26 protein-coding genes are annotated in these 25,452 nt (G+C 69.3%); 13 read left to right on the top strand and 13 right to left on the bottom strand.

The genetic code is table 11. The annotated features are described in order from the left end of the window. The first annotated feature begins 49 nt into the window (after window positions 1–49). Window positions 50–520, top strand: coding sequence for a methylated-DNA--[protein]-cysteine S-methyltransferase (locus tag KR541_RS13350; RefSeq protein ID WP_050017046.1), 471 nt, complete (start codon window positions 50–52; stop codon window positions 518–520). Further along, window positions 517–1,479 (top strand): site-specific tyrosine recombinase XerD, encoded by a 963-nt coding sequence (xerD, locus tag KR541_RS13345; RefSeq protein ID WP_050017047.1) that lies wholly within the window; start codon window positions 517–519, stop codon window positions 1,477–1,479. The genes KR541_RS13350 and xerD overlap by 4 nt, the downstream gene beginning before the upstream one ends. Window positions 1,480–1,548: 69 nt before the next feature. Here the strand turns inward: xerD and KR541_RS13340 are convergent, their stop codons facing one another. Next, a complete protein-coding gene (locus KR541_RS13340; RefSeq protein WP_050017049.1) occupies window positions 1,549–3,111 on the bottom strand; it encodes a class I adenylate-forming enzyme family protein in 1,563 nt (520 codons plus the stop codon). A gap of 234 nt (window positions 3,112–3,345) precedes the next feature. Here KR541_RS13340 and ybaK point away from each other — a divergent pair, with 234 nt between their 5' ends. Next, complete coding sequence (gene ybaK, locus KR541_RS13335) at window positions 3,346–3,837, top strand: Cys-tRNA(Pro) deacylase (RefSeq protein ID WP_047898865.1); 492 nt, start codon at window positions 3,346–3,348, stop codon at window positions 3,835–3,837. Between the two features lie 116 nt (window positions 3,838–3,953). After that, window positions 3,954–4,595, top strand: a complete 642-nt coding sequence (gene plsY, locus KR541_RS13330) for a glycerol-3-phosphate 1-O-acyltransferase PlsY (protein WP_050017052.1) — start codon at window positions 3,954–3,956, stop codon at window positions 4,593–4,595. 77 nt (window positions 4,596–4,672) lie between these two features. Here the strand turns inward: plsY and KR541_RS13325 are convergent, their stop codons facing one another. After that, window positions 4,673–5,158 (bottom strand): YajQ family cyclic di-GMP-binding protein, encoded by a 486-nt coding sequence (locus tag KR541_RS13325; protein WP_006482217.1) that lies wholly within the window; start codon window positions 5,156–5,158, stop codon window positions 4,673–4,675. Window positions 5,159–5,293: 135 nt separating this feature from the next. Here KR541_RS13325 and murB point away from each other — a divergent pair, with 135 nt between their 5' ends. Further along, entirely contained in the window at window positions 5,294–6,343 is a 1,050-nt protein-coding gene (gene murB / locus KR541_RS13320) for a UDP-N-acetylmuramate dehydrogenase (RefSeq protein ID WP_050017055.1), read from the top strand. Window positions 6,344–6,428: 85 nt separating this feature from the next. Here the strand turns inward: murB and argF are convergent, their stop codons facing one another. Next, complete coding sequence (gene argF, locus KR541_RS13315; protein WP_027785240.1) at window positions 6,429–7,358, bottom strand: ornithine carbamoyltransferase; 930 nt, start codon at window positions 7,356–7,358, stop codon at window positions 6,429–6,431. Window positions 7,359–7,781: 423 nt separating this feature from the next. On the opposite strand from argF, the gene KR541_RS13310 reads away from it, so the two are divergent. Beyond that, complete coding sequence (locus tag KR541_RS13310) at window positions 7,782–8,102, top strand: DUF3579 domain-containing protein (RefSeq protein WP_011546046.1); 321 nt, start codon at window positions 7,782–7,784, stop codon at window positions 8,100–8,102. Between the two features lie 159 nt (window positions 8,103–8,261). Here the strand turns inward: KR541_RS13310 and rpsT are convergent, their stop codons facing one another. Continuing rightward, window positions 8,262–8,534, bottom strand: a complete 273-nt coding sequence (gene rpsT / locus KR541_RS13305) for a 30S ribosomal protein S20 (protein ID WP_006482211.1) — start codon at window positions 8,532–8,534, stop codon at window positions 8,262–8,264. Between the two features lie 301 nt (window positions 8,535–8,835). On the opposite strand from rpsT, the gene murJ reads away from it, so the two are divergent. Further along, the gene (gene murJ / locus KR541_RS13300) at window positions 8,836–10,386 is read left to right on the top strand and encodes a murein biosynthesis integral membrane protein MurJ (RefSeq protein ID WP_050017059.1); all 1,551 of its coding nucleotides are present in this window, start codon (window positions 8,836–8,838) and stop codon (window positions 10,384–10,386) included. An 8-nt stretch (window positions 10,387–10,394) separates the two neighbouring features. After that, window positions 10,395–11,237, top strand: a complete 843-nt coding sequence (locus KR541_RS13295) for a SirB1 family protein (RefSeq protein WP_011546044.1) — start codon at window positions 10,395–10,397, stop codon at window positions 11,235–11,237. A 232-nt stretch (window positions 11,238–11,469) separates the two neighbouring features. Here the strand turns inward: KR541_RS13295 and adk are convergent, their stop codons facing one another. From adk to lpxK, 4 genes are all read right to left on the bottom strand, one after another. Next, a complete protein-coding gene (gene adk, locus KR541_RS13290; protein WP_050017061.1) occupies window positions 11,470–12,132 on the bottom strand; it encodes an adenylate kinase in 663 nt (220 codons plus the stop codon). Window positions 12,133–12,340: 208 nt separating this feature from the next. After that, window positions 12,341–13,132: a 3-deoxy-manno-octulosonate cytidylyltransferase gene (gene kdsB / locus KR541_RS13285; RefSeq protein ID WP_050017063.1), complete on the bottom strand. Its 792-nt coding sequence runs from the start codon at window positions 13,130–13,132 to the stop codon at window positions 12,341–12,343. A 124-nt stretch (window positions 13,133–13,256) separates the two neighbouring features. Continuing rightward, entirely contained in the window at window positions 13,257–13,451 is a 195-nt protein-coding gene (locus tag KR541_RS13280; RefSeq protein WP_006482216.1) for a Trm112 family protein, read from the bottom strand. Further along, window positions 13,432–14,460, bottom strand: coding sequence for a tetraacyldisaccharide 4'-kinase (gene lpxK / locus KR541_RS13275; RefSeq protein ID WP_050017065.1), 1,029 nt, complete (start codon window positions 14,458–14,460; stop codon window positions 13,432–13,434). Before lpxK ends, KR541_RS13280 begins: the two co-directional genes overlap by 20 nt. Window positions 14,461–14,909: 449 nt before the next feature. On the opposite strand from lpxK, the gene xseA reads away from it, so the two are divergent. Next, window positions 14,910–16,292, top strand: a complete 1,383-nt coding sequence (gene xseA, locus KR541_RS13270) for an exodeoxyribonuclease VII large subunit (RefSeq protein ID WP_050017067.1) — start codon at window positions 14,910–14,912, stop codon at window positions 16,290–16,292. A gap of 227 nt (window positions 16,293–16,519) precedes the next feature. Further along, complete coding sequence (gene sodB / locus KR541_RS13265; RefSeq protein ID WP_050017068.1) at window positions 16,520–17,098, top strand: superoxide dismutase [Fe]; 579 nt, start codon at window positions 16,520–16,522, stop codon at window positions 17,096–17,098. A gap of 103 nt (window positions 17,099–17,201) precedes the next feature. Here the strand turns inward: sodB and chrA are convergent, their stop codons facing one another. Together chrA and KR541_RS13255 are read right to left on the bottom strand one after the other, a co-directional pair. Further along, window positions 17,202–18,413, bottom strand: a complete 1,212-nt coding sequence (gene chrA / locus KR541_RS13260) for a chromate efflux transporter (protein ID WP_050017070.1) — start codon at window positions 18,411–18,413, stop codon at window positions 17,202–17,204. Between the two features lie 115 nt (window positions 18,414–18,528). Continuing rightward, window positions 18,529–19,236 (bottom strand): Crp/Fnr family transcriptional regulator, encoded by a 708-nt coding sequence (locus tag KR541_RS13255; protein WP_216089582.1) that lies wholly within the window; start codon window positions 19,234–19,236, stop codon window positions 18,529–18,531. Between the two features lie 81 nt (window positions 19,237–19,317). Between KR541_RS13255 and KR541_RS13250 the strand changes: the two genes are divergently transcribed. Together KR541_RS13250 and KR541_RS13245 are read left to right on the top strand one after the other, a co-directional pair. Beyond that, window positions 19,318–19,842: an Mpo1 family 2-hydroxy fatty acid dioxygenase gene (locus KR541_RS13250; RefSeq protein ID WP_050017073.1), complete on the top strand. Its 525-nt coding sequence runs from the start codon at window positions 19,318–19,320 to the stop codon at window positions 19,840–19,842. A 237-nt stretch (window positions 19,843–20,079) separates the two neighbouring features. Beyond that, a complete protein-coding gene (locus KR541_RS13245; protein WP_050017076.1) occupies window positions 20,080–20,685 on the top strand; it encodes a class I SAM-dependent methyltransferase in 606 nt (201 codons plus the stop codon). Between the two features lie 19 nt (window positions 20,686–20,704). Here the strand turns inward: KR541_RS13245 and KR541_RS13240 are convergent, their stop codons facing one another. Both KR541_RS13240 and mdtD read right to left on the bottom strand, forming a co-directional pair. Further along, window positions 20,705–21,979 carry an EAL domain-containing protein gene (locus KR541_RS13240; RefSeq protein WP_050017078.1) on the bottom strand — a complete coding sequence of 425 codons (1,275 nt, stop codon included), beginning with the start codon at window positions 21,977–21,979 and terminating at the stop codon, window positions 20,705–20,707. 168 nt (window positions 21,980–22,147) lie between these two features. Next, on the bottom strand, window positions 22,148–23,584 hold the full coding sequence (mdtD, locus tag KR541_RS13235; RefSeq protein ID WP_050017080.1) for a multidrug transporter subunit MdtD: 1,437 nt from the start codon (window positions 23,582–23,584) through the stop codon (window positions 22,148–22,150). Between the two features lie 238 nt (window positions 23,585–23,822). On the opposite strand from mdtD, the gene KR541_RS13230 reads away from it, so the two are divergent. Further along, complete coding sequence (locus KR541_RS13230; protein ID WP_050017082.1) at window positions 23,823–24,146, top strand: DUF2917 domain-containing protein; 324 nt, start codon at window positions 23,823–23,825, stop codon at window positions 24,144–24,146. Here the strand turns inward: KR541_RS13230 and KR541_RS13225 are convergent. After that, window positions 24,119–25,357, bottom strand: a complete 1,239-nt coding sequence (locus tag KR541_RS13225; protein ID WP_050017084.1) for a citrate/2-methylcitrate synthase — start codon at window positions 25,355–25,357, stop codon at window positions 24,119–24,121. The genes KR541_RS13230 and KR541_RS13225 overlap by 28 nt on opposite strands. Between the last annotated feature and the right edge of the window lie 95 nt (window positions 25,358–25,452).

Here is a 25,452-nt window from a genome sequence, read left to right as displayed (position 1 = left end):
GTCGTCGGCGCGCGGGCAGGGCCGCGCGCATTCCGGTCAGGAGAAGTCCATGTTCAACGCAGTCATCGACGCGCCGTTCGGCAAGGTCGGCATCCGCACGGATGCCGCGGTGGTGCGCGAGATCGTCTATCTGCCCGAATCGATGAAGTCGGTCGATCCGGACTCGGCGCTCGCGAAGCGCGCGGTCGAGCAGATCGAACGTTATTTCGAGCGCGCATCGGCGCGCTTCGACCTGCCGCTCGCCGACGTCGGCAGCGCATTCCAGCACCGCGTATGGGACGTGATCAGCGACATCCCGCCCGGTACGGTGCTGACCTACGGCCAGGTCGCGAAGCGAATCGGCAGCGCGCCGCGCGCGGTCGGCCAGGCGTGCGGCGCGAACTACTTCCCGCTCGTGATTCCGTGCCATCGCGTCGTCGCGGCGGGCGGCCTCGGCGGATTCGCGAACCACGACGACAACGGCTATTACCAGAAAGTGAAGCGCTGGCTGCTGGCGCACGAGGGCGTGCCGTACCAATGAGCGAACCGATGATTTCCCCCCGCGCCGACAACGACAGCGAGATCGACGCCGTTGCGGCATCGCCCGCGCTGCTCGCGAGCCGCGCGTCGATCGACGTGTTCTGCGATGCGCTGTGGCTCGAGCACGGGCTCGCGCGCAACACGCTCGATGCGTACCGGCGCGACCTGGTGCTGTTTTCCCACTGGTTGGCCGCGACGCACGGCGCGCCGCTCGACTCGGCCGACGAGGCGATGGTGACCGGCTACATCGCCGCGCGCAGCGACGGCAAGGCGACGTCGTCGAACCGGCGGCTGTCCGTGTTCCGCCGCTATTACGGCTGGGCCGTGCGCGAGCATCGCGCGAGCGCCGACCCGACGCTGCGGATCACGTCCGCGAAACAGGCGGCCCGATTCCCGTCGACGCTGTCCGAGGCGCAGGTCGAGGCGCTGCTCGGCGCGCCCGACATCGGCACGCCGCTCGGCCTGCGCGATCGCACGATGCTCGAGCTGATGTACGCGAGCGGGCTGCGCGTGAGCGAACTCGTGACGCTGAAGACGGTCGAGGTCGGCCTCAACGAAGGCGTCGTGCGCGTGATGGGCAAGGGGTCGAAGGAGCGGCTCGTGCCGTTCGGCGAAGTCGCGCACGGCTGGATCGAACGCTACCTGCGCGATGCGCGGCCGGCGCTGCTCGGCGCACGCGCGGCTGATGCGCTGTTCGTGACCGCGCGCGGGGACGGGATGACGCGCCAGCAGTTCTGGAACATCATCAAGCGTCACGCGCAGCAGGCCGACGTGCGCGCGCACCTGTCGCCGCACACGCTGCGGCACGCGTTCGCGACGCACCTGCTGAACCACGGCGCCGACCTGCGCGTCGTGCAGCTGCTGCTCGGCCACAGCGACATCTCGACCACGCAGATCTATACGCACGTCGCGCGCGAGCGGCTCAGGACGCTGCACGCGCAGCATCACCCGCGCGGCTGACGCGTGCCGCGCGTGCATTCGCGCGGCGCGGACTGCAATGCGGACTCGCGCAGCGCGCCGGCGGCGGCGTCAGACCAGTTCGCGTAGCCGGTGCTTGAGCACCTTGCCGGTCGACGCGGCCGGCAGCGCATCGAGCACGCGGATATGCGCAGGGCGCTTGTAAGCGGTGAGCCGATCCGCGCACCACGCGTGCAATGCCGCCTCGTTCGCCGCCGCGCCGGGCACCAGCTCGACGAACGCGAGCACTTCCTCGTTGCCGTCGATCGCGCGGCCGATCACGGCCGCCTGCACGACGTCCGGATGCGCATTCAGCACCTGTTCGACCTCGACCGGATACACGTTGAAGCCCGAGCGGATGATCAGCTCCTTGCTGCGGCCCACGATCGTCACCGCGCCGTCCGCGTCCTGCCGCGCCAGATCGCCGGTGCTCAGCCAGCCGTCCGGCGACACGGCCGCGCGCGTCGCGTCCGTGTCGCGGTAGTAGCCGAGCATCACGTTCGGCCCGCGCACGCGGATTTCGCCGACTTCGCCCGGCGGCACGTCGGTGCCGTCCGGCGCGACGATCCGCATGTCGACGCCCGGAATCGGCACGCCGACCGAACTGTCCGCGCGCGGCGCGTCGAGCGGCGTCTGCGTGATCGTCGGGCTGCTTTCGGTCATCCCGTAGCCGTTGTGCAGCGGCACGCCGTACAGGCGCTCGACGCGGGCCTTCAGGTTCGCATCGAGCGGCGAGCCGCCCGAATACGCGAAGCGCAGCCGCGGCGCGCGCCACGCGTGGCCGTGCGTGTGCAGGTGTTCGAGCAGCTTCGCGTGCATCGCGGGCACGCCCTGGAAGATCGTCACGCCTTCGTCGGCGAGCGCGACACGCACGGCTTCCGGCGAGAAGCGCGGCGCGAGCCGCAGCGTCGCGCCTGCGTAGAGGCTGCCGACGCATACCGACGCGAGCCCGTACACGTGCGACACGGGCAGCACCGTGTAGACGACGTCGTCAGGAGACACGCGGCGCAGCGTGCTCGATATCGCCGCGATGAACAGCAGGTTGCGGTGCGACAGCATCACGCCTTTCGGCGTACCGGTCGTGCCAGTCGTGTAGATCAGCGCCGCGCATTGCCCGGCGCCGTCGGCGGCCACCGGTTCGGCGGGGGTGCTTGGATCGACGCGATACGACCACGCGCCGATGTCGACCGGCAGCGCGCCGGCGGGCGTCGCGCCGAGCCGCTCGGCGTGGGTGCGCGCGTCGGCCGATGCGTCGGTCGTGAACGCGATCAGCTTCGGACGCGCATGCGCGGCGATCGCGTCGAGCTCGGCGGCCGACAGCCGCGCGTTCGACACGAGCGCCCAGGCGTCGAGGCGCGCGGCCGCGAACAGCAGCACGATCTGCGCGACGCAGTTTTCCGCGACGATCATCACGCGGTCGCCGCCTTGCACGCCGAGGCCCGCGAGCCGCGCGACCGCCGCGTCGACGGCCTGCGCCAGCTCGCCGTACGACAGCCGGCGAGCATCCTCGATCAGCGCCGGATGCGCGGGCGACTGCGCGGCCCGGTGCGCGGGCACGTCGGCGATGCGGCGCGGCAGCGCGGCGAGCAGCGCATCGACGTCGAGCGATTCGGATGAACGGATGGGCGAGGACATGGCGTCTCCAGATGAGGGGCCGGCGGCGCCGACGATATTTGCGAACGATCGTGCCATGAGGGCGCGCGCGCCACAATCAGCCAAACGGGCAATAGCGCTTCGCGATGTTCGCAACGATGATGGGCACACTTGCGACGGCGATGCGGCGGGCCGGCGGAAAACGGGCCGCGAGTATACCGCCGGCGCGGGCACGCCATCGCGCGCTCGCCGATCGTTCGCCATTAAAATGCCGCCATGAGCAAATCCAGACACGTGTCCGAAACCCCCGCGACCCAGTTGCTGCGCCGCCATGGCGTCGCGTTCGGCGAGCATCCGTACGAATACGTCGAGCACGGCGGCACCGGCGAATCGGCGCGCCAGCTCGGCGTCGACGAGCACAGCGTCGTGAAGACGCTCGTGATGGAAGACGAGCACGCGAAGCCGCTGATCGTGCTGATGCACGGCGACCGCACCGTGTCGACGAAGAATCTCGCGCGGCAGATCGGCGCGAAGCGCGTCGAGCCGTGCAAGCCCGACGTCGCGAACCGCCATTCGGGCTATCTCGTCGGCGGCACGTCGCCGTTCGGCACGCGCAAGACGATGCCCGTCTACGTCGAGGCGACGATCCTCGAACTACCGACGATCTACCTGAACGGCGGCCGGCGCGGCTACCTCGTCAGCCTCGCGCCGGCGGTGCTCACGTCGCTGCTCGGCGCGCAGCCGGTGCAGTGTGCGAGCGTCGACTGAGGGTTTCACCTTCGTGGCACCCCGCGCCCGTTCGGTAGAATGGGCGCCGTTTCGGCCTGCCGGCTTGCCGCGCACGGCCGTCCCTTTCCCGATACGTTGAAAGAAGAGTCCTCCGCATGCAGATCCTGCTCGCCGCCCTCGTTGCCTACCTGATCGGTTCGGTGTCGTTCGCCGTCGTCGTCAGTTCCGTGATGGGGCTGGCCGACCCGCGTTCGTACGGATCGAAGAATCCCGGCGCGACCAACGTGCTGCGCAGCGGCAACAAGAAGGCCGCGATCCTGACGCTCGTCGGCGACGCGTTCAAGGGCTGGATCGCCGTCTGGCTCGCCCGGCGCTTCGGCCTGCCCGACGTCGCGATCGCGTGGGTTGCGATCGCCGTGTTCCTCGGCCACCTGTACCCGGTGTTCTTCCGCTTCCAGGGCGGCAAGGGCGTCGCGACCGCGGCCGGCGTGCTGCTCGCCGTGCACCCGGTGCTCGGGCTCGCGACCGCGCTGACCTGGCTGATCGTCGCGTTCTTTTTCCGCTATTCGTCGCTCGCGGCGCTGGTCGCGGCCGTGTTCGCGCCGGTATTCGACGTGTTCCTGTTCGGCATGCCGGGCCACAACCCGGTCGCGTGGGCCGTGCTGGCGATGAGCGTGCTGCTCGTGTGGCGTCACCGCGGCAACATTTCGAAGCTGCTCGCGGGGCAGGAGAGCCGGATCGGCGACAAGAAGAAGGCGGCCGCGGACGGCGGCGCGCAGGACGGCGGGAAAGCCTGAGCACGCGCGGCTGGCCGCGCGCCGGGCGCGCCGCGTGCGCGGGGCCCGGCCGGATGACGCGACGGATCGGCGGCCGGTCAGTCGCGGAAGTTGTTGAAGTCGAGCGGCGTGTCGGTCACGTCCTTGCGCAGCATCGCGATCGTGCTCTGCAGGTCGTCGCGCTTCGTGCCCGAGATGCGCACCGCGTCGCCCTGGATGCTTGCCTGCACCTTGATCTTGCTGTCCTTCACGAGGCGCACGATCTTCTTCGCCAGGTCGCCCGTTACGCCCTTCTTCACGGTGACGATCTGCTTGACCTTGTCGCCGCCGATCTTCTCGACCTTGCCGTAGTCGAGGAAGCGCACGTCGACGTTGCGCTTGGCCAGCTTGCCGATCAGCACGTCCTTGACCTGGCCGAGCTTGAAATCGTCGTCGGCGAACAGCGTCAGCTCGCGTTCCTTCTGCTCGACGCGCGCGTCGGAGCCCTTGAAGTCGAAGCGCGTCGAAATTTCCTTGTTCGACTGCTCGATGGCGTTCTTCACTTCGATCATGTTCGCTTCGGAAACGACGTCGAACGATGGCATGGCATTCTCCCTTGAGATGCGGGCACCCGGCTCGCGCGCGGGCACTCGCTATAATTGCGGACTGTTTGCCATTTTACCGATGCCCCTCCGTTTGCCCAAGGCCGGCCATGCGCCGCCCGGCCGACGTGACCGCGAATGCCGATGCCTCCTGACGATTGCTTCCTGTCGCTGCTTCCCGACCATCCGCTCGCCGCGCACAACACGTTCGGCATCGCCGCGCGCGCGCGCTTCGCCGCGCGCATCACGCAGGCGGCGCAGTTCGAGGCGCTGCATCGCGACCCGCGGGTCGCGAGCCTGCCGCAGCTCGTGCTCGGCGGCGGCAGCAATATCGTGTTCACGCGCGATTTCGACGGCATCGTGCTGCTCGACGAGATCGCGGGCCGCCGCGTCGTGCGCGAGGACGACGACGCGTGGTATGTCGAGGCCGGTGGCGGCGAGAACTGGCACGCGTTCGTCGCGTGGACGCTCGAGCACGGGATGCCGGGCCTCGAGAATCTCGCGCTGATCCCGGGCACCGTCGGCGCCGCGCCGATCCAGAACATCGGCGCGTACGGTCTCGAGATGAAAGCGTATTTTGATTCGCTGGTCGCGGTCGAGCTGGCGACCGGGCGCAGCGAGCGCTTCGACGCCGCGCGCTGCGCGTTCGGCTATCGCGACAGCTTCTTCAAGCGGGAAGGGCGCGGCCGGTTCGCGATCGTCGCGGTGACGTTCCGGCTGCCGAAGCAATGGACGCCGCGGCTCGGCTACGCGGACGTCACGCGCGAGCTCGACGCGCGCGGCATCGCGTCCGATGCGGCGACGCCGCGCGACGTGTTCGATGCGGTCGTCGCGATCCGCCGCGCGAAGCTGCCCGATCCGCTCGTGCTCGGCAATGCGGGCAGTTTCTTCAAGAATCCGGTGATCGACGCCGCGCAGTTCGACACGCTGCGCGCCCGCGTGCCGGAGGTCGTGTCGTATCCGCAGCCGGACGGGCAGGTGAAGCTCGCGGCCGGCTGGCTGATCGACCGCTGCGGCTGGAAGGGGCGCGCACTCGGGGCGGCGGCCGTGCACGACCGCCAGGCGCTCGTGCTCGTCAATCGCGGCGGCGCGACCGGCGCCGACGTGCTGGCGCTGGCGCGGGCGATCCAGGCTGACGTGCGCGCGCAGTTCGGCGTCGAGCTGGAGGCCGAACCGGTCTGCCTGTAACGGCGCGCGCCGGTTTTCGCGCATCCAAACGAAAAGCGCCGGTCGTCGACCGGCGCTTTTTTACGCGGGTGCGTTGGGCGGCGCGTCAGTGCTTGAGGCGGCCGAGCAGCAGGAACTCCATCAGCGCCTTCTGCACGTGCAGGCGGTTTTCCGCTTCGTCCCACACGACGCTCTGCGGGCCGTCGATCACGCCGGCCGTCACTTCCTCGCCGCGGTGCGCGGGCAGGCAGTGCATGAAGAGCGCATCCGGATTCGCGTGGCCCATCATTTCCTCGTCGACGCACCAGTCGGCGAATGCCTGCTTGCGCGCCTCGTTTTCGGCCTCGAAACCCATGCTCGTCCACACGTCGGTGGTGACGAGATCGGCGCCCTTGCACGCTTCGTTCGGATCGTCGAACACCTCGTAGAACGGCGCGCTGTCGGGCGACACGAGCTTCATGTCGAGCGCATAGCCGGGCGGGGTGGACAGGCGCAGCTTGAAGCCGAGGATCTGCGCGGCCTCGATCCACGTGTACAGCATGTTGTTCGCGTCGCCGACCCACGCGACGGTCTTGCCGGCGATCGGCCCGCGGTGCTCGTAGTACGTGAAGATGTCCGCGAGCACCTGGCACGGGTGGTAGTCGTTCGTCAGCCCGTTGATCACCGGCACGCGGGAATTCTGCGCGAAGCGCGTGATCACGTCCTGTTCGAACGTGCGGATCATGATGATGTCGACCATTCGCGAGATGACCTGCGCGGAATCCTCGACGGGTTCGCCGCGGCCGAGCTGCGTGTCGCGCGTGCTCATGAAGACGGCGTGGCCGCCGAGCTGGAAGATCCCGGCCTCGAACGACAGGCGCGTGCGCGTCGAGCTCTTCTCGAAGATCATCGCGAGCGTGCGGTCGTGCAGCGGGTGATAGGTCTCGTAGTTCTTGAACTTGCGCTTCAGGATACCCGTGCGTTCGAGCACGTACTCGTAGTCTTCCAGCGAGAAATCCTTGAACTGCAGGTAGTGACGAATGGTTTTGGCGGTCATGAAACGAAATACGGCGGGTCTCACCCGGCAGCGAGGCCGGACGGCGCCGCCGTCGGGTGTGGATAACTCAAAGCAGCATAAAGGATTTTCTGTGCTTTGACGAGCCGTGAAAAAGCCGTCGAAAGACGCGGGGCAGGATCGCCGCGCGCGACCGGCCGTGCGGGAAGAGGGGTGTCGGGACGACGCGCGATGGCGCGCTGCGGTATAATTCGAAAGTTTTCTCCAGCCCGGCAGGCAAGGCTTTTCGCGCTCTGCCGGACACAAGCCGTGCGCTGCACACATCCGGTGCAGTCCACCGGCGGCGCGCATCGACGCTCCGTTTTCGGGATATCGATCGGCGCGTGCGGCCGACCCTCCAGCTTTGTGTTCGCGTATCCAGGCGCCGTTGCCTGGGCATCGCCGGGCCGTCACTTGGGTAACCACATGGCTGAAACCCCTCCGACCGAATTTTTCATCCAGGGCATCACGAAAGACGGGAAAAAGTTTCGCCCGAGCGACTGGTCGGAACGTCTGGCCGGTGTGATGGCCTGCTTCGGGCCGGGGGCGAGCGGGCCGAACGCGCGTCTCAAGTATTCGCTGTACGTGCGCCCGACGATGCTCGGCGACCTCAAATGCGTGATCCTCGATTCGCGGTTGCGCGACATCGAGCCGATGGCGTTCGATTTCGTGCTGAATTTCGCGAAGGACAACAACCTCGTCGTGACCGAGGCGTGCGAACTGCCGGACTACAACACGAAGAAGTGACTGATGCCGACGGGCGAGGGTGCGTGTCGCACCCGCCCCCAAGGCAAGCACTGCCGCCGCGCACGATGCGCCGGCGGCAGGCAACGAAAAAGCCCGCCTAGGCGGGCTTTTTCGTGATCGCAGGAAACAGGAACGCCCGCGTGAGCGGGCGCACCGGAGTTACGCTGCTGCCTGCAGGCCCTTGACGGCTGCGGCCAGGCGGCTCTTGCTGCGAGCGGCCTTGTTCTTGTGAACGATCTTCTTGTCGGCGATCGTGTCGATCGTCTTCACGGCAGCCTTGAACAGCTCGGCAGCCTTTGCCTGGTCGCCGGCTTCAACAGCCTTGCGAACCGACTTGATCGCGGTACGGAATTTCGAGCGCAGCGCCGAGTTGTGCGAGTTTGCCTTCGCGGCCTGGCGGGCGCGCTTGCGTGCTTGTGCGGAGTTAGCCATGACGGTTCCTTATCCTGTCCTGTTTCCAGAGCTTGGAGCCTGACGGCCAAGCGCTGCTTTTCGATCCGTCCCCTGAGAACGATTGCCCAGGGGCGCATAAAAAAACGGTGATTTTAACCGAGGCCGGGACATGAAAACGGCAGTTGCCGTGCATGTACGAGCCCAGAAACCGGCGATTATAGCAACAAAATCAAGCGAGTGGCAAGTTCGACGTAACGTCCGCCAACTGGAGCGCCGGCGGCCGCGCTTTTCGGCATCGGCCGGTGGCCGGGTCGCGCAACGTCCGTATAATAAGCGCCCCATGAATCTATTCCGAGCCCTGCTGACGGTCAGCGGCTTCACGCTGCTGTCGCGCGTGACCGGACTGGCCCGCGAGACGCTGATCGCCCGTGCGTTCGGCGCCAGTCAATACACCGACGCGTTCTACGTCGCCTTCCGTATCCCGAACCTGCTGCGCCGCCTGTCCGCAGAAGGCGCGTTCTCGCAGGCGTTCGTGCCGATCCTCGCCGAGTTCAAGAACCAGCAGGGGCACGATGCGACGAAGGCGCTCGTCGACGCGATGTCCACCGTGCTCGCTTGGGCGCTGGCCGTGCTGTCGGTCGTCGGCATCGCCGGCGCGTCGTGGGTCGTGTTCGCGGTCGCGTCCGGCCTGCACGCCGACGGCCAGGCGTTCCCGCTCGCGGTCACGATGACGCGGATCATGTTCCCGTACATCGTGTTCATTTCGCTGACCACGCTCGCGTCGGGCGTGCTGAACACGTACAAGAGCTTCTCGCTGCCCGCGTTCGCGCCGGTGCTGCTCAACGTCGCGTTCATCGCCGCGGCCGTGTTCGTCGCGCCGCACCTGAAGGTGCCGGTCTACGCGCTTGCATGGGCGGTCATCGTCGGCGGCGTGCTGCAGTTTCTCGTGCAGTTGCCGGGCCTGAAGAAGATCGACATGGTGCCGCTGATCGGCATCAACCCGCTGCGCGCGCTGCGTCATCCGGGCGTGAAGCGCGTGCTCGCGAAGATGGTGCCCGCGACGTTCGCGGTGTCCGTTGCGCAACTGTCGCTGATCATCAACACCAACATCGCATCGCGGCTCGGGCAGGGCGCCGTGTCGTGGATCAATTACGCCGACCGCCTGATGGAATTCCCGACCGCGCTGCTCGGCGTCGCGCTCGGCACGATCCTGCTGCCGAGCCTGTCGAAGGCGCACGTCGACGCCGACTCGCACGAGTATTCGGCGCTGCTCGACTGGGGGCTGCGCGTCACGTTCCTGCTCGCGGCGCCGAGCGCGCTCGCGCTGTTCTTCTTCGCGACACCGCTCACCGCGACGCTGTTCAATTACGGCAAGTTCGACGCGCATACCGTCACGATGGTCGCGCGCGCGCTGGCCACCTACGGGATCGGCCTCGTCGGCATCATCCTGATCAAGATCCTCGCGCCGGGCTTCTATGCGAAGCAGGACATCAAGACGCCGGTGAAGATCGCGGTCGGCGTGCTGATCGTCACGCAGCTGTCGAACTACGTGTTCGTGCCGCTGATCGGCCACGCGGGCCTTACGCTCAGCATCGGCGTCGGCGCGTGCCTGAATTCGCTGCTGCTGTTCCTCGGGCTGCGCAAGCGCGGCATCTACCAGCCGTCGCCGGGCTGGCTGCGCTTTTTCGTGCAGCTCGTCGGCGCGGCGCTTGTGCTCGCGGGCCTGATGCACTGGTGCGCGATCAATTTCGACTGGACCGGCATGCGCGCGCAGCCGCTCGATCGCATTGCGCTGATGGCCGCGTGCCTCGTGCTGTTTGCTGCACTATATTTCGGTATGTTGTGGGTGATGGGCTTCAAATACGCTTACTTCAGAAGGCGCGCCAAGTGACGACCGCAATGACCCGCGTCCTCGACTACTTCAGCACGCTCGTGGCGGACGACGACAGTCTGCCCGTCACGGAAGCCGCGCTGTCGCTGGCGCAGGACGCGTATCCCGACCTCGACCTGCAGGGCACGCTGGCCGAACTCGACATGCTGGCGGCGCGGCTGCGCCGGCGGCTCGCCGACGATACGGACCTGAAGGGCCGCGTCGCCGCGCTGAACGACTTCTTCTTCCGCGAGCTCGGCTTCGCGTGCAATCACAACGATTACTACGACCCCGATAACAGCCACCTGAACGCCGTGCTGAAACGGCGCCGCGGGATCCCGATCTCGCTGTCGGTGCTGTACCTGGAGCTCGCCGAGCAGATCGGCGTGCCGGCGCGCGGCGTGTCGTTTCCCGGCCATTTCCTGCTGCGCGTGACGCTGCCGGACGGCGACCTGATCATCGATCCGACCAACGGCCATTCGCTGTCCGAAGCCGAGATGGTCGAGATGCTCGAGCCGTACGTCGCGCGCGCGGCCGGCGCCGTCGACAGCGCGTTGCGCGCGCTGCTGCAGCCGGCGACGAGCCGCGAGATCATCGCGCGGATGCTGCGCAACCTGAAGACGATCTATCTGCAGACGGAGCGCTGGCAGCGGCTGCTCGCGGTGCAGCAGCGGCTCGTGATCCTGTTGCCCGAGCAGCTCGACGAGGTGCGCGACCGCGGCTTCGCGTATGCGCGGCTCGATTACCTGCGTCCCGCGCTCGAGGATCTCGAGCAGTATCTCGGCGAGCGGCCGGAGGCGGAAGACGCGACCGTCGTCGAGTCGCAGGTCAGCGAATTGCGGCAGCGGATGCAGCGCGACGGCGAGGATTGAGCGCGCCGGCACGCCCTTGCCCGCACACGGAAAGAACGCCCGCATCGCGGGCGTTTTTCTTGCACGCGTGCCGTTGCTACTTCGGCTGCATCCGGATCGCGCCGCCCACGCGAATCACTTCGCCGTCGAGCCTCGGACGCTTGCGGCGGCGACACGCGCACGCGCGTGCACGTCGCGGCAGGCGAAAAAAAGCCGCCCGGAACGGGCGGCTTGCGGGTGCGCGACGCGCTGCTTACTTCAGTGCGTCAAACGCGCGCTCGCGGATTTCGTCGACGGTTCCGAGGCCCGAGATCTTGCGATACTGCGGCGCCTTCAAACCGTTTTCCTCGCCGCGCTGCGCCCAGTCGCCGTAGTACGTGATCAGCGGCTTGGTCTGCGCTTCGTATACTTCGAGACGCTTTTTGACAGTTTCTTCCTTGTCGTCGTCGCGCTGGATCAGCGGTTCGCCCGTCACGTCGTCGTGCCCTTCGACCTTCGGCGGGTTGAACTTGACGTGGTACGTGCGGCCCGATGCCGGGTGCGTGCGGCGGCCGCTCATGCGCTCGATGATTTCCGAGAACGGGACGTCGATCTCGAGCACGTAGTCGATCGCGACGCCGGCGTCCTTCATCGCGTCAGCCTGCGCGATCGTGCGCGGGAAGCCGTCGAACAGATAGCCGTTCGCGCAGTCGGATTCCTTCAGGCGTTCCTTGACGAGACCGATGATCAGCGCGTCCGGCACGAGCTTGCCGGCATCCATGTAGCCCTTCGCCTCGACGCCGAGCGGCGTGCCGGCCTTGACGGCCGCACGCAGCATGTCGCCGGTCGAGATTTGCGGAATCCCGAATTTTTCCTTGATGAAGTTTGCCTGGGTGCCCTTTCCCGCGCCGGGCGCGCCCAACAGGATCAAACGCATGGTGATATCTCCAAGTATGTAGATTCGTGTGGCGAGACTCAAAGGCGTCGGCGACGGCGGGCGCGGGGCTTGCACGGCGCGTGGCGGACCGGTCTGATGCGGCGCGTCGGTTCGAGTGACGCGCGGCTGCCGGCAGGGCCACGGGCGGGGTCAAGCGAGGACGCGCTGGTCGCGGACGGCTCGCACAATCGCCTGATTATGCCACGGGTTATTTTGAACCCGGCTGAAAAAGGGCCTGCACGCGCGCGAGATCGGCCGGCGTGTCGATGCCGGCTTCGGGCGCGGACTCGGTGATCAGCACTGCGATGCGCTCGCCGTGCCACAGCGCGCGCAGCTGTTCGAGCTGCTCGGCCTGTTCGATCGGCGCCTGCGCGAGCGACGGATAGGTGCGCAGGAAACGCGCGCGATACGCATAGAGGCCGATGTGCCGGTAGACCGGGAAAGCCGGTGCTGGCATGGCTGAGACGTCGGGCCAGTGCGGCTGGTACGCGTCGCGGCTCCACGGAATTGGCGCGCGCGAGAAGTACAGCGCGACGCTCTGCGCGTCGAGCGCGACCTTCACGACGTTCGGGTTGAACACGTCGGCCGCGTCGTGGATCGGATGGGCCGCGGTCGCGATCGCGCACGCCGGATGGGCGGCCAGGTGCGACGCTACGTCGCGGACGAGCGCGGGGTCGATCAGCGGTTCGTCGCCTTGCACGTTGACGACGACGGTGTCGTCGCGCCAGCCGAAGGCCGCCGCGACTTCCGCGAGCCGGTCGGTGCCGGACGGATGATCGGCGCGGGTGAGCACCGCTTCGAAGCCGTGATCGCGCGCCGCGTCGAGCACGCTCTGCGCATCGGATGCGACGAGCACCTGCTGCGCGCCCGCTTCGCGCGCGCGTTCGGCGACACGCACGACCATCGGCTTGCCGCCGAGATCGGCGAGCGGCTTGTTCGGGAGCCGCGTCGACGCGAGCCGGGCGGGAATGACGGCGATGAAGGGTTGCGGCTGAGTCATCGGGGAGCGCTGGGAAGGACGGGGCGGGCGACGCCGGAAGCCGGTCGCCCGGCGGAGGGCGGCGACCCGGCCGGGGCCGGGCCGCCAGTGTCGAATCGGTGCGCCGGGCGAGCGGCGCGGCGGTTCAGCGGCCGGCCGGATCGACCGGCGTGCCTTCGACGGTCTGGCGCGCTTCGTCGACGAGCATCACCGGGATGCCGTCGCGGATCGGGTACGCGAGCTTGTCCGCGTTGCAGATCAGCTCCTGCGCGGCACGGTCGTAGTGGAGCGGGCCTTTGCAGATAGGGCACACAATGATTTCAAGCAGGCGAGCGTCCACGGAGTTTCTCCACAACGAGGGCAATGAGGCGAGGGTCGAGCGCGGCTTCGACGGGGACTACCCACAGTCGGGCGTCGCGCCAGGAAGCGCCCAATTTTACTGCATCCTTCTCGGTGATCAGGATCGCATCGACGGCATCGTCGACGAACGGATTGTCGGCGAACGCGTAATGGTCGGGCAGCGCGCGGGTCGCCGGCGAGAGGCCGGCCGCGCGCAGCGTCGCGAAGAAGCGTTCCGGCGCGCCGATGCCGGCCGCGGCGAGCACGCGTTCGTTCGCGAATTGCGACAGCGGGCGGCGCAGCGCGGGCTGGTCGAGGTGCCATGCGGCGCCCGGCGTCAGCGCGAGCGCGTAGGTGTCGGGCCACGGCGGCAGCGCGCCGCTGTACGGATCGTTGATGAGCGTCGCGTCGCGATGCCGCGACAGCGGCTCGCGCAGCGGGCCGGCCGGCAGCAGGAAGCCGTTGCCGCCGAGCCGGTGGTCGAATACGACGAGCTCGACGGTGCGCGCGAGGCGGTAGTGCTGCAGGCCGTCGTCGCTGACGATCACGTCGACGTCCGGATGCGCGGCGCGCAGCGCCTGCACGGCCGCGACGCGGTCCGGGCACACCCACACGGGCGCGCCGGTGCGGCGCGCGATCAGCAGCGGTTCGTCGCCGGCCGCGCCCGGGCGAGACGCCGGCGTGACGGCCGTCGGCGCCTTCACGTTCGCGCCGTAGCCGCGCGACACGACGCCGGGCGTGAAGCCGGCCGCGCGCAGCGCGTCGACGAGCGCGATCACGGTCGGCGTCTTGCCGGTGCCGCCGACGGTCACGTTGCCGACCACGACGACGGGCACGCCGACGTCGACCGGCTGCTTCCAGCCTTGCGCGTAAGCGGTGCGCCGCAGCGCCGCGCCCAGGCCGAACACGCAGGCGAACGGCGTGAGCGCCCACGCGAGCGCGCCGCGCCGCTGCCATTCGCGCGTCAGGCGCGCTTCGAGTCGCGCGAGCGGGCCGCCGGGCGCGCTCATCGGGCCGGGCGCGGCGCGTCGGGCGCCGCGGCGAGGGACGGATTCGTCAAGGCGGGTTCTCCATTGGGCGGCGCATGCCGCGGGGTCCGTGGAAGGCGGCACTCTAGCGCGCCGCACGCCGGCGCGGCAAGCGCGACCGGCCGCCGCGGCGCGCGGGGCCGGATCGCGACGGCCTGTGGATAACTCTGTGAAAAACTCGCCGGTCGATCGTGTCAAACGCCCGCCCGGCGGGCATCGAATCGGATGAGAATCATTTCGAAAGGTTTAAAAGATTATAAAAATCAACGTGTTGCGAAGAATCGTCTGGCTTTTTTCGCGGTTTCCGGGCGTTTTACGCGGACGAATGCCAGAGTGTGGACACCTTCCGCGCACGGTGGCGAATGCGGCGGCGCTGGACGCCGCGCGCGCGTCGGACTATCGTGACGCCGCCAGCATTCATCCGACCGCCCATGCTTTCCGATTCTCCTTTTTCCGCACCCGGCGCCACGCGCGGCGGCGACGAAGTGATTCCCGTTTCGGCGCTCAATCGTGCGATCTCGACGATGCTCGAGCGTTCGTTTCCGCTGCTGTGGATTGCCGGCGAAGTGTCGAATTTCACGCGCGCCGCGAGCGGCCACTGGTATTTCTCGATCAAGGACCAGCAGGCGCAGATGCGTTGCGTGATGTTCCGCGGCCGCGCGCAGTACGCGGAACTCACGCCGCGCGAAGGCGACCGCATCGAGGTGCGCGCGGTCGTCACGATGTACGAGCCGCGCGGCGAGGTGCAGCTCAACGTCGAAGCCGTGCGGCGCACCGGGCAGGGGCGCCTGTACGAAGCGTTCCTGCGGCTGAAGGCGCAGCTCGAAGGCGAGGGCCTGTTCGCCGCCGAGCGCAAGCGGCCGCTGCCGGCCCATCCGCGCGCGATCGGCATCGTCACGTCGCTGCAGGCCGCCGCATTGCGCGACGTGCTGACCACGCTCGCCCGCCGCGCGCCGCACATTCCGGTGATCGTCTATCCGGCCCCCGTGCAGGGCGCCGGCTCCGCCGAAAAGCTCGTCGCCGCAGTTGCGACCGCGAACGCGCGGCGCGAGGTCGACGTGCTGCTGGTGTGTCGCGGCGGCGGCTCGATCGAGGATCTGTGGTCGTTCAACGACGAGGCGCTGGCGCGCGCGATCGCAGCGAGCGAGCTGCCGGTCGTCAGCGGCGTCGGGCACGAAACCGATTTCACGATCGCGGACTTCGCGGCCGACCTGCGCGCGCCGACGCCCACTGGCGCGGCCGAACTCGCGAGCCCGCAGCGCGCGCTGCTGCTGCGCGAGGTCGACGAGCGCCAGCGCGCGCTCGCGCGCGGCATGGCGCGCCGGCTCGAACAGCGCGCGCAGCAGCTCGACTGGCTTGCGCGGCGGCTCGTGAGCCCGGCCGAGCGGCTGCAGCGGCAGCGCACGCACGTCGAGCAGCTCGCGGTGCGGCTCGCGTCCGCGGCATCGCGGCCGGTGCGCGATGCACGTGCGCGTTTCGCGCTCGCGCAACTGCGCTGGCAGCGCGCGCGGCCCGATCCGTCCCAGGCGCGCCACGCGCTCGCCGGGCTGTCGCAACGTCTCGCGAGCGCGGTGCAGCGCCGTCACGAACGCGACACCGCGCGTGTGTCGGCCTGTGCGGCACGGCTCGAGGTGCTGAGCCCGCAGCGCACGCTCGAGCGCGGCTATGCGGCGCTGATCGATGCGCAGACGGGCCGCGCGGTGCGCGCACCGAACGCGCTGAAGCCGCAGCGGCGCCTGACCGTGCATCTCGCCGAAGGCTCGGCCGACGTGTCGCTCGCCGACGTGCAGCCACGGCTGACGGATACGATCTGACGTAACGGGTGCCAAGCGAAACGCGTGTCGTCGCAACACGCGCATCGCGGCGGGAACGGATGCTGCGCATCGTCGGGCTCGTCCTGCCCGGCGTTGCGCCAGCAGCGCTTTTCCGCATACCGCGGATAAATGGCCCGTGAGTTTGCGGGGTTATTCGTCCTCGCCTACAATCGGACGCTCGGCAGCATCCAACACAGCCTCCCTACATACTCAACGAAGGAATCGCCATGGCTCATTCGCTCCCGCCGCTCCCGTACGCTGAAGACGCACTCGCGCCGACCATCTCGAAAGAGACGATCGAGTACCACTACGGCAAGCACCATCAGGCTTATGTGACGAACCTGAACAATCTGATCCCGGGCACGGAATTCGAAAACCTGCCGCTGGAAGAGATCGTGAAGAAGTCGTCGGGCGGCATCTTCAACAACGCCGCGCAAATCTGGAACCACACGTTCTTCTGGAACAGCCTGTCGCCGAACGGCGGCGGCGCACCGACGGGCGCGCTGGGCGATGCGATCAACGCGAAGTGGGGTTCGTACGACGCATTCAAGGAAGCGTTCACGAAGGCCGCGGTCGGCACGTTCGGTTCGGGCTGGGCATGGCTCGTGAAGAAGGCCGACGGTTCGCTCGACATCGTGTCGACGAGCAACGCCGCCACGCCGCTGACGACCGCCGACAAGGCGCTGCTGACGATCGACGTGTGGGAACACGCGTACTACATCGACTACCGCAACGCGCGTCCGAAGTTCGTCGAAGCGTTCTGGAACATCGTGAACTGGGACTTCGCCGCGAAGAACTTCGCGTAAGTCCGGCGCCTGCGCGCCGCCACGGCGCGCGGCATCGAAGCAAAGCCCTCGTTTCGAGGGCTTTTTGTTTTTTGCGCGGCCCGAACGTGCGGCGTTCGCTGGCTCAGCCGGCCGTGCCGAGCAGCCAGCCGAGCGCCGCGCTCGCGATCACCACGGCCCACGGCGGCACGCGCCAGAACACCAGCGCGACGAACGCGACCAGCGCGGCGGCCAGGTCGCGCGGCGCGACGATCGTGTCGGTCCAGACCGGATGATAGAGCGCGGCGAGCAGCAGCCCGACGACGGCCGCGTTCACGCCGGCGAGCGCGGCCTGCATGTGCGCGCTGCGGCGCAGGCGCTCCCAGAACGGCGCGGTGCCGGCGATGAGCAGGAACGACGGCGCGAAGATCGACACGAGTGCGAGCGTGCCGCCGAGCCAGCCGTTCGGCGCATCGCGCAGCGACGCACCGAGGAATGCCGAGAACGTGAACAGCGGCCCCGGCACGGCCTGTGCGACGCCATACCCGGCGAGAAACGCCGAATCGCCGACCCAGCCGGGTGCGACCACGGCCGCCTGCAGCAGCGGCAGCACCACGTGGCCGCCGCCGAACACAAGCGCACCCGTGCGGAAGAATGCGTCGACGACAGCGAGCGTATCCGAGCGCAGCGCGCGGGCTGCGGACGGCAGCGCGACGAGCAGCGCCGCGAACAGCGCGAGCCACAGCACGCCCGCGTGGCGCGACACGTGCAGCGGCAACGGTTCGTGTGCATCGCGTGCCGGTTGCGGCAGCAGCACGAGACCGGCCGCGCCGGCCACGACGATCACCGCGACCTGCATCCACGCAGCCGGCGCGAGCAGCGCGACGCACGCGGCCGCGGCCATCAGCGTGACGCGCCGCGCATCCGGGCACAGCGTGCGCGCCATGCCCCACACGGCCTGCACGATCACCGCGACCGACACGATGCGCAGCCCGTGCAACGCGCCGGCTTCGATCGGCGCGCCCGTTGCGTGAACGCCGAGCGCGAACAGCATCATCAGCAGCGCCGACGGCAGCGTGAAACCGAGCCACGCGGCGAACATGCCCGCATAGCCGGCACGCGCGAGACCGATCGCCATCCCGACCTGGCTGCTCGCGGGCCCCGGCAGGAACTGGCACAGCCCGACGAGATCGGCATAGGTGCGCTCGGTGAGCCAGCCGCGCCGCGTGACGAATTCCGCGCGAAAGTAGCCGAGATGCGCGACCGGGCCGCCGAACGACGTGAGGCCGAGCCGCAGGAATGCGATGAAGACGGGCCACGGATGGCGGGCGGAGGCGGGGACGGTCGACGTGTTCAAGGCGGTGCGCGCGGCGGACGGAACGAGTCGCCACGATAGCGCAACTCGGCGGCCGCGGGCAGCGCATGGCGCCAATCGCGGCCAATCGCGGCCGATAGATGTCGTTGCGCGTCGTTCAGTACGGGCCGTCGCCGAGCCCGCTCGCGCGGCGCAATGCGTCGATGTCCACGAGTTCGATCTCGCCGACGTGCAGCCGCACGACGCCATCCGCCTGAAGCGCCTTCAGCAACTGGTTGGTGGTCTGCCGCGTCAGCGACAGCATCGACGCGAGCGTTTCCTGCGACAGCCGGATGTGCGTGCGCCCGGCGCTGATGCCGCCGTAGCCTTCGGCGATCATCAGCAGCCGCGCGGCGAGCCGCTGCGCGGCCGGCATCACGCTCATCGATTCGACGGTCAGGAAGCTCAGGCGCAGCTTTTGCGCCATCAGCAGCGCGAACTGCCGCCAGTATTGCGGCGTCGTCTCGAGGATCGCGAGCAGCCCGGCCTGCGGCACGTGCAGCAGCAGCGCGTCGTCGAGCGCGATCGCGTCGTGCGTGCGCGGCTGGCCGTCGAACAACGCGATCTCGCCGAACCACGTGACGGGCTCGGTCACCGTCAGCAGCGTCTCCTTGCCCTGCGGATCGACCGCACCTATCGTGAGTGAACCGGCCAGGACCGCGTACAGTCCGCACGGCGGGTCGCCGCGCCGGAACAGCGCGTGGCCGGACGGCAGCCGGCGCAGCGTCGCGCGGGCGATCAGCTCCGCGCGCAACGCGGGCGGCAGCGCGGCGAACCACGGGTTCGCTTCGAGCTGCTGCAGGTATGGGGCGAGCGAGGCAGGCATGGGCACGCGATGTCGGGTAGCTGACAGAGGTTCTCGGGCGTGACGCGCATCATAGCGCTCAACAACCGATCAGGAGACGCGATGAAGACCCTCGAAGACCATCTTTCCCAGTATGCGGCCTACCATCGCGACGCGCGCAACATCGCGACGCATCTGGTCGGCATCCCGATGATCGTGTTCGCGGTCGAGGTGCTGCTGTCGCGGCCGGCGCTCGGGATGCTGGCCGGCATCGCGCTGTCGCCGGCGCTGCTGCTCGCCGTCGTGTCCGCGCTGTTCTACCTGCGTCTCGACCTGCGGTTCGGGATCGTGATGACCGTGCTGCTCGCGCTCGGCCTGTGGGCCGCGCAGTCGCTGGCGCCGCTGCCGACCGCGCAATGGCTCGCGATCGGCGTCGGCGCGTTCGTCGTCGGCTGGATCGTGCAGTTCGTCGGGCACTGGTTCGAAGGCCGCAAGCCGGCATTCGTCGACGATCTGGTCGGCCTGATCGTCGGGCCGTTGTTCGTCGTCGCCGAGGTCGCGTTTTTCGCGGGACTGCGCGGCGACGTGCGCCGCGAAGTCGAGCGGCGCGCCGGTCCCGTGCATGGCGGTGCGCATTCGCATGTCTGACGGGCCGGCCGGGCCGGTCTGCGTGTTCGGCGCGGGCGCGTCCACGACGCCGAACGCGCGACGGCGCGTCGGGCTTGGCGCGGCGATACGCGGTGGGCCGATCTGACCGCGCAGGCGCCGCGTGCGGGCCACGTGCCGGCCCCGTAGACCGGCGTCGCGCGAACCCGGTCGGCGCGGGCCGCGCGCAGCGACTAAGATGCGGAGTGCGTCATACGACGCCTTTGCGGAGCACTCGCCATGGCGGATCGCCCGACTCTCGATGCCTACGACACCCATGCCGCGCAATACGCGCAGGACTGGCTCGACCCGGCCGCGCCCGACGACATGTACGCGCTGCTCGAACAGTATTTCACGCCGGGACCGACCGCCGACGTCGGCTGCGGGGCGGGGCGCGACACGGCCTGGCTCGCGTCGCGCGGCTTCGACGTGCGCGGCTACGACGCGAGCGCCGCGCTGCTCGACGAGGCGCGGCGTCGCCATCGCGGGCTGACTTTCGAGCTGACCGCGCTGCCGGCGCTGGCCGGCGTACCGTCCGGCGCGTTTCGCAACGTGCTGTGCGAAACGGTCGTCATGCATCTCGAACAGGCGGACGCGGCGGCCGCCGCCGCGCGGCTGGCCGATCTGCTGATGCCGGGCGGCACGTTGTACCTGAGCTGGCGGGTGGCCGGACACGGCGTGTTGCGCGACGAGCGCGGCCGCCTCTATACGCCGCTCGACTCGGCGCGGATGCATGCGGCGCTGGGCGCCGGCGTGCAGGTGATCGACGAACACGAAGTCGTCAGCGCGTCGTCCGGCAAGCGCGTGCACCGGCTGATCGTGCGCAAGGCGGCCGGCGACGCGTGAACGCGGCGCGCCGGCGCGCTTACTCGCGGCTGAGCGCTGCTTCCCAGTTGATGTCGACGCAGAGCACCTGCATGCCGGTCGCGGCCGGCGCGGCGATCGACGCGGTCACGCACAGGTGCGCCTCGTTGATCGACAGGTAGGGCGGCGTCAGGTGCACGCGGCCCGGCGCGCGCATCGCGTCGATGAAATACGGGCGGCGTTCCCAGCTCGCGCCTTCGGAATGCAGCAGCGGCCGGAAGCGCTTCGCGCGTTGCGACACGCTGCCGCGCGCGAGCACGTTGTCGCCGATCTGGCGGCCCGACGCGTCGAGCAGGAAGCAGCGCGCGGTCTCGGGCAGCCCGAGCACGGCGGTGGCCGCATCGGTGAGCGATTCGCCCGCGCCGAGCCGGCGGCTCGCTTCCTCGAGTGCGGCGACGTACGGCGCGAGCCGTTCCGACTGCGTGCGCTCGCGCTGCGCGACGCGCAGCCGCAGCGCGGCCGACAGCGTATCCATGCAGCCCGCGGCGGCCTGCGGCTGCACGGGATCGACGCTCGGCCCCGCGAAGTACTGACCCTGCACGAAATCGACGTCGCATTCGAGCGCGATCAGCGCGTCGCGTTCGGTCGAGAGGCCGCCCATCAGCACGAGCTGGCCGGATTCGTGCAGCAGCGACACGAGCCCCGGCAGCACGCGTTCGAGATGCGAGTGCTCGCTCGCCTGCGCGAGGATGCCGCGGTCGAGCGTGACGATGTCGGGATGCAGATGCCACACGCGATCGACGTTCGAGTGCTTCGCGCCGAACCCGACGAGCGCGATCAGGAAGCCGGCCTTGCGCAGCCCGTCGATGATCGCCGCATAGCGCGGCGTCTCGCCGCCGGCCTGCTCGGGCACCTCGAGCACCACGCGGTGCGGCGGCAGCCCGAGCGCCTTCAGGTTCGCGAGCAGCGCGTCGCCGTAGACGGTGTCCATCAGCGCGGCCGGATGCAGGCTCAGGAAGAGCCATTCGTCGTGGCTGTCGAACGCGTGGAAGTTACCGAGATGCAACGATTCGGCGAGCCGGCCGAGCTCGAGCAGGTCGCCGCGCCGCGCCGCCTGCGTGAATACCTCGTGCGACGCGACCTGGCGGCTTTCCTCGTCGTGCGCGCGCAGCGACGCGTGATAGCCGATCGCGCGCCGGTGCGACACCGAGAAAACGGGCTGGAACACGCTGAACACGGTGTAGCCGCCGTACAGCACGGTGCGCCGGTTCCCGTCGTCGCCGGCGACCGGGCGGGGCGGCTGAAAGCCGGGGGGATCGATTTCGATCATGCTCATGATGTCGGCCGAAGGAAGACTGCCAGTTTACCTACAGAATAGGCGAGCAAGAAGCATGCACGGCAGGGCGCCACGTGCGGCCGCCGGTCGCGGTCGATACGCGCACGCGTGCCGGGCCGCGTTGCACCGCGATGGTGCGCGCGGGCCCGATTCGGCGCGCGCCGCCGGTCACGCGCGCTCGGACGGGTCGGTCTTGCGCGCGGTGCTGCGGATCTCGGGCGCGAGCTGCGCGAAGATCCACGCGGACGCGGCCGTGATGATCCCGACGCAGACGAACGTCGCATGGAACGCCGGCAGCGTGTTGCTCGGCGTCACGGTGCGCAGCATGCCGGTGAACGTCGCGAGCAGCGCGCCGGCGACCGTGACGCCGAGGCTCATCGACAGCATCTGCACGAGCGAGAACAGGCTGTTGCCGCTGCTCGCGCCGCCGGTGCCGAGATCCTTCAGCGTCAGCGTGTTCATCGCGGTGAACTGCATCGAGTTGAAGCCGCCGAACAGCGCGAGATGCACGACCTTCACCCACACCGGCACCGTGTCGCGCATCAGCGCGAAGCTCGCCATCATCACGCCGACCATGATCGTGTTCGCGAGCAGCACCTTGCGGTAGCCGTGCTGCGTGATCAGGCGCGTGATGATCCGCTTCGAGAACATGCCGGCCGCCGCGACCGGCAGCATCATCAGCCCGGCCTCGAACGCCGAGTAGCCGAGGCTCACCTGCAGCAGCAGCGGGATCAGGTACGGCATCGCGCCGCTGCCGATCCGCGCGAACAGGTTGCCGAGCAGCCCGACGCTGAACGTGTGGATCTTGAACAGCTCGAGCGAGAAGATCGGCTGCGGCGCGCGCACCGCATACAGCCCGTACGCGACGAAGCACGCGAGGCTCAGGATCAGCAGCACCAGCACGGCCGCGTGCTGCATGCCGAGATCGGCGAGCCCGTCGAGCGACAGCGAGATCGCGACCATCCCGATCGTCAGCAGCAGATAGCCCTTCAGGTCGAAGCGGCCGGCGGCCGGGTTGCGCGAATCGGGCATCGAATAGAAGGTCGCGATGCAGCCCGCGACGCCGACCGGCACGTTGATCAGGAAGATCCAGTGCCACGACGCGATCTTCACGAGCCAGCCGCCGAGCGTCGGCCCGATCAGCGGGCCGATCAGGCCCGGAATCGCGACGAACGACAGCGCGGGCAGGTAGCGCTCGGCCGGGAACGTGCGCAGCACCGCGAGCCGCCCGACCGGCAGCAGCATCGCGCCGCCGACGCCCTGCACGACGCGGAACGCGACGAGCTGCGTCAGCGTATGGGCGTTCGCGCACAGCAGCGAGCCGAGCGAGAACACCAGGATCGCGCTGAAGAACACGCGCCGCGTGCCGAACGTATCGGCGAGCCAGCCCGACACGGGGATCATCACCGCCATCGTCAGCGAGTACGCGATCACGACCGATTGCATCCGCAGCGGCGATTCGCCGAGGCTCGCGGCCATCGACGGCAGCGCCGTGTTGACGATCGTCGCGTCGAGCGTCTGCATGAAGAAGCCCGTCGCAACGAGCCAGAGCATCACGGTGAGGTTTTTTTCGCCGGGAGCGGCGGCGGGCGGGCTTTGGAACATGACGGCGGGGGCGGTGGCGCGGGACAGCCGACATTGTAGGGAAAGCCGCCGCGCCGTGCAGGTTCTGCGCGGTATGTCGTGCGGTTCCGGCCGGACCGGGCCGGCGCGGCGGCCGGCTGCCTGTCCCCGTCGGGCGGCCAGTACAGTTCAGCCGGAACTGTACGCGGCCGTATCTGTCCGGGTGCGGCCGCTCTCCGAAATACTGGTGTCATCGAACCGGTGCGACCAGGAGGCTGCGATGCGCGAACTGCGACTTTACGTAATGGACGGCGACGAGCCGGCCGGACGGTGGCGGATCGTCGATCGTACGCTGCTCGAAGTGGCCGAAGGCGACGTGTGGGTGACCGTCGAGGGCCGGTCAGACGATCACTGGCTGGGCGCGGGCGAATCGTTGACGTTGCTGCCCGGCACGCGCGCGTGGGTCAGCGCCGGGCCGCGTGGCGCGACGTTCGCGTTCGGGCCATTGGCGGTGCCGGCCGTGCGCACCGCGCCCGCGTGGTGGCGCCCGTTCGCCGCATGGCGTGACGGCCGGCGTCACCCGGCCGCGTCGCTGCCGACGTAGCGTGCGCGCGGCCGGATCAGCTTTCCGTCCGCGTACTGTTCGAGCGCGTGCGCGATCCAGCCGGCCGTGCGGCCGGCCGCGAACAGCGTGAACGCCGCGCCGTCGGGCAGCGCGAGCGTGCGCTCCAGCACCGCGAGCGCGAAATCGATCGTCGGCCGCAGGCCCGTCGCCGCATCGACGCGTGCGGCGAGCGCGCGCGCCGCGCGCAGCGCCGGCCGGTCGGGCGCCGTCGCATGCAGCGCATCGAGCAGCGCCCGTGCGCGCGGGTCGCCGTCGGGGTACAGCGGGTGCGCGAAGCCGGACAGGGCCGTGCGCCCGCCGTCCGCGCGTTCGTCGTGCGCCAGCCGCAGCGCGAGGTAGCGATCGAGATCAGCGGCGCGGGCCGCTTCGTCGAGCAGCGTGCCCGCGCGGAACGTCTCGCCGCCGTGACGCGGCCCCGACAGCGCCGCGAGCCCGCCCGAGATCGCACCGAACAGATGGGTGCCGGTCGATGCGATGCAGCGCACCGCGAAGGTCGACGGATTCAGTTCGTGATCGGCGCACAACACGAGCGCACGCCGCAGCAGGTCGGCTTCGTTGCGCCGCCGCACGCGCCACGCGGCCGCGAGCTGGCGGTGCACGGGCGCGTCGCCCGGCGCGATGCCGGCGAGCGCAGCCGTCGCGATGCGCAGCAGCAGCGCCGCGGCATCGAGCTGCGCATCGCGCCCTTGCGCCCACAGGCGCGGCAGCGATGCGGCCGCGGCCGCGGCCGGCAGCAGCACCAGCGTGCGTTCGAGCGGTGCGAGATGCGCCCAGCGACGCGCACAGTCGTCCCACTGCGCCGCATCGAAACCGCTGGAAGCGAGCGACGCGGCGGCCAGCCGCGCGGGCGGACAGTCCCACAGCCGCGCGGCCGTTTCTTCGAGCGTCGCCGCGTCGGCCAGCGCGAGTGCATCGACGCCGCGGTAGCGCAGGCGGCCGTCGGCGATCTGCGTGATCCGCGATTCCAGGACGGGCACACCCCAGTCGAGCGAACGTTCGGCGACACCGCCCGCGCGTTTCGCGTCGGCGCGGCGGCGCGCGAGCAGGCGCACCTCGTTGGCGTCGTAGCGGCGGCGCTTCGTCGCGCCGTCGGGCAGCGAGCGCAGCAGGCCGCGGCTCACGTACGCGTAGAGCGTGCTCACGCTGACGCCGAGCATGCCCGCGGCTTCCTGCGCACTGACGGATGTCATGCCGGTGGCTCCTGTCGCCGCGCATGAAGCGCGGGCCCGTTACGACTATTCGTTATGTATTGATTCGCGCAATCAAGATTGATCGCGCCTGTCGC

The organism is Burkholderia sola (genome assembly GCF_905400185.1).
GTDB classification, from domain to species: Bacteria; Pseudomonadota; Gammaproteobacteria; order Burkholderiales; family Burkholderiaceae; genus Burkholderia; species Burkholderia sola.
This window is presented reverse-complemented; position numbering and strand designations above follow the sequence as displayed.

Coding starts and splice junctions, on each gene's coding strand:
- KR541_RS13350 (WP_050017046.1), top strand. CDS start 50: ATGTTCAACGCAGTCATCGACGCGCCGTTCGGCAAGGTCGGCATCCGC.
- xerD (WP_050017047.1), top strand. CDS start 517: ATGAGCGAACCGATGATTTCCCCCCGCGCCGACAACGACAGCGAGATC.
- KR541_RS13340 (WP_050017049.1), bottom strand. CDS start 3,111: ATGTCCTCGCCCATCCGTTCATCCGAATCGCTCGACGTCGATGCGCTG.
- ybaK (WP_047898865.1), top strand. CDS start 3,346: ATGAGCAAATCCAGACACGTGTCCGAAACCCCCGCGACCCAGTTGCTG.
- plsY (WP_050017052.1), top strand. CDS start 3,954: ATGCAGATCCTGCTCGCCGCCCTCGTTGCCTACCTGATCGGTTCGGTG.
- KR541_RS13325 (WP_006482217.1), bottom strand. CDS start 5,158: ATGCCATCGTTCGACGTCGTTTCCGAAGCGAACATGATCGAAGTGAAG.
- murB (WP_050017055.1), top strand. CDS start 5,294: ATGCCGATGCCTCCTGACGATTGCTTCCTGTCGCTGCTTCCCGACCAT.
- argF (WP_027785240.1), bottom strand. CDS start 7,358: ATGACCGCCAAAACCATTCGTCACTACCTGCAGTTCAAGGATTTCTCG.
- KR541_RS13310 (WP_011546046.1), top strand. CDS start 7,782: ATGGCTGAAACCCCTCCGACCGAATTTTTCATCCAGGGCATCACGAAA.
- rpsT (WP_006482211.1), bottom strand. CDS start 8,534: ATGGCTAACTCCGCACAAGCACGCAAGCGCGCCCGCCAGGCCGCGAAG.
- murJ (WP_050017059.1), top strand. CDS start 8,836: ATGAATCTATTCCGAGCCCTGCTGACGGTCAGCGGCTTCACGCTGCTG.
- KR541_RS13295 (WP_011546044.1), top strand. CDS start 10,395: ATGACCCGCGTCCTCGACTACTTCAGCACGCTCGTGGCGGACGACGAC.
- adk (WP_050017061.1), bottom strand. CDS start 12,132: ATGCGTTTGATCCTGTTGGGCGCGCCCGGCGCGGGAAAGGGCACCCAG.
- kdsB (WP_050017063.1), bottom strand. CDS start 13,132: ATGACTCAGCCGCAACCCTTCATCGCCGTCATTCCCGCCCGGCTCGCG.
- lpxK (WP_050017065.1), bottom strand. CDS start 14,460: ATGAGCGCGCCCGGCGGCCCGCTCGCGCGACTCGAAGCGCGCCTGACG.
- xseA (WP_050017067.1), top strand. CDS start 14,910: ATGCTTTCCGATTCTCCTTTTTCCGCACCCGGCGCCACGCGCGGCGGC.
- sodB (WP_050017068.1), top strand. CDS start 16,520: ATGGCTCATTCGCTCCCGCCGCTCCCGTACGCTGAAGACGCACTCGCG.
- KR541_RS13255 (WP_216089582.1), bottom strand. CDS start 19,236: ATGCCTGCCTCGCTCGCCCCATACCTGCAGCAGCTCGAAGCGAACCCG.
- KR541_RS13250 (WP_050017073.1), top strand. CDS start 19,318: ATGAAGACCCTCGAAGACCATCTTTCCCAGTATGCGGCCTACCATCGC.
- KR541_RS13245 (WP_050017076.1), top strand. CDS start 20,080: ATGGCGGATCGCCCGACTCTCGATGCCTACGACACCCATGCCGCGCAA.
- KR541_RS13240 (WP_050017078.1), bottom strand. CDS start 21,979: ATGAGCATGATCGAAATCGATCCCCCCGGCTTTCAGCCGCCCCGCCCG.
- mdtD (WP_050017080.1), bottom strand. CDS start 23,584: ATGTTCCAAAGCCCGCCCGCCGCCGCTCCCGGCGAAAAAAACCTCACC.
- KR541_RS13230 (WP_050017082.1), top strand. CDS start 23,823: ATGCGCGAACTGCGACTTTACGTAATGGACGGCGACGAGCCGGCCGGA.
- KR541_RS13225 (WP_050017084.1), bottom strand. CDS start 25,357: ATGACATCCGTCAGTGCGCAGGAAGCCGCGGGCATGCTCGGCGTCAGC.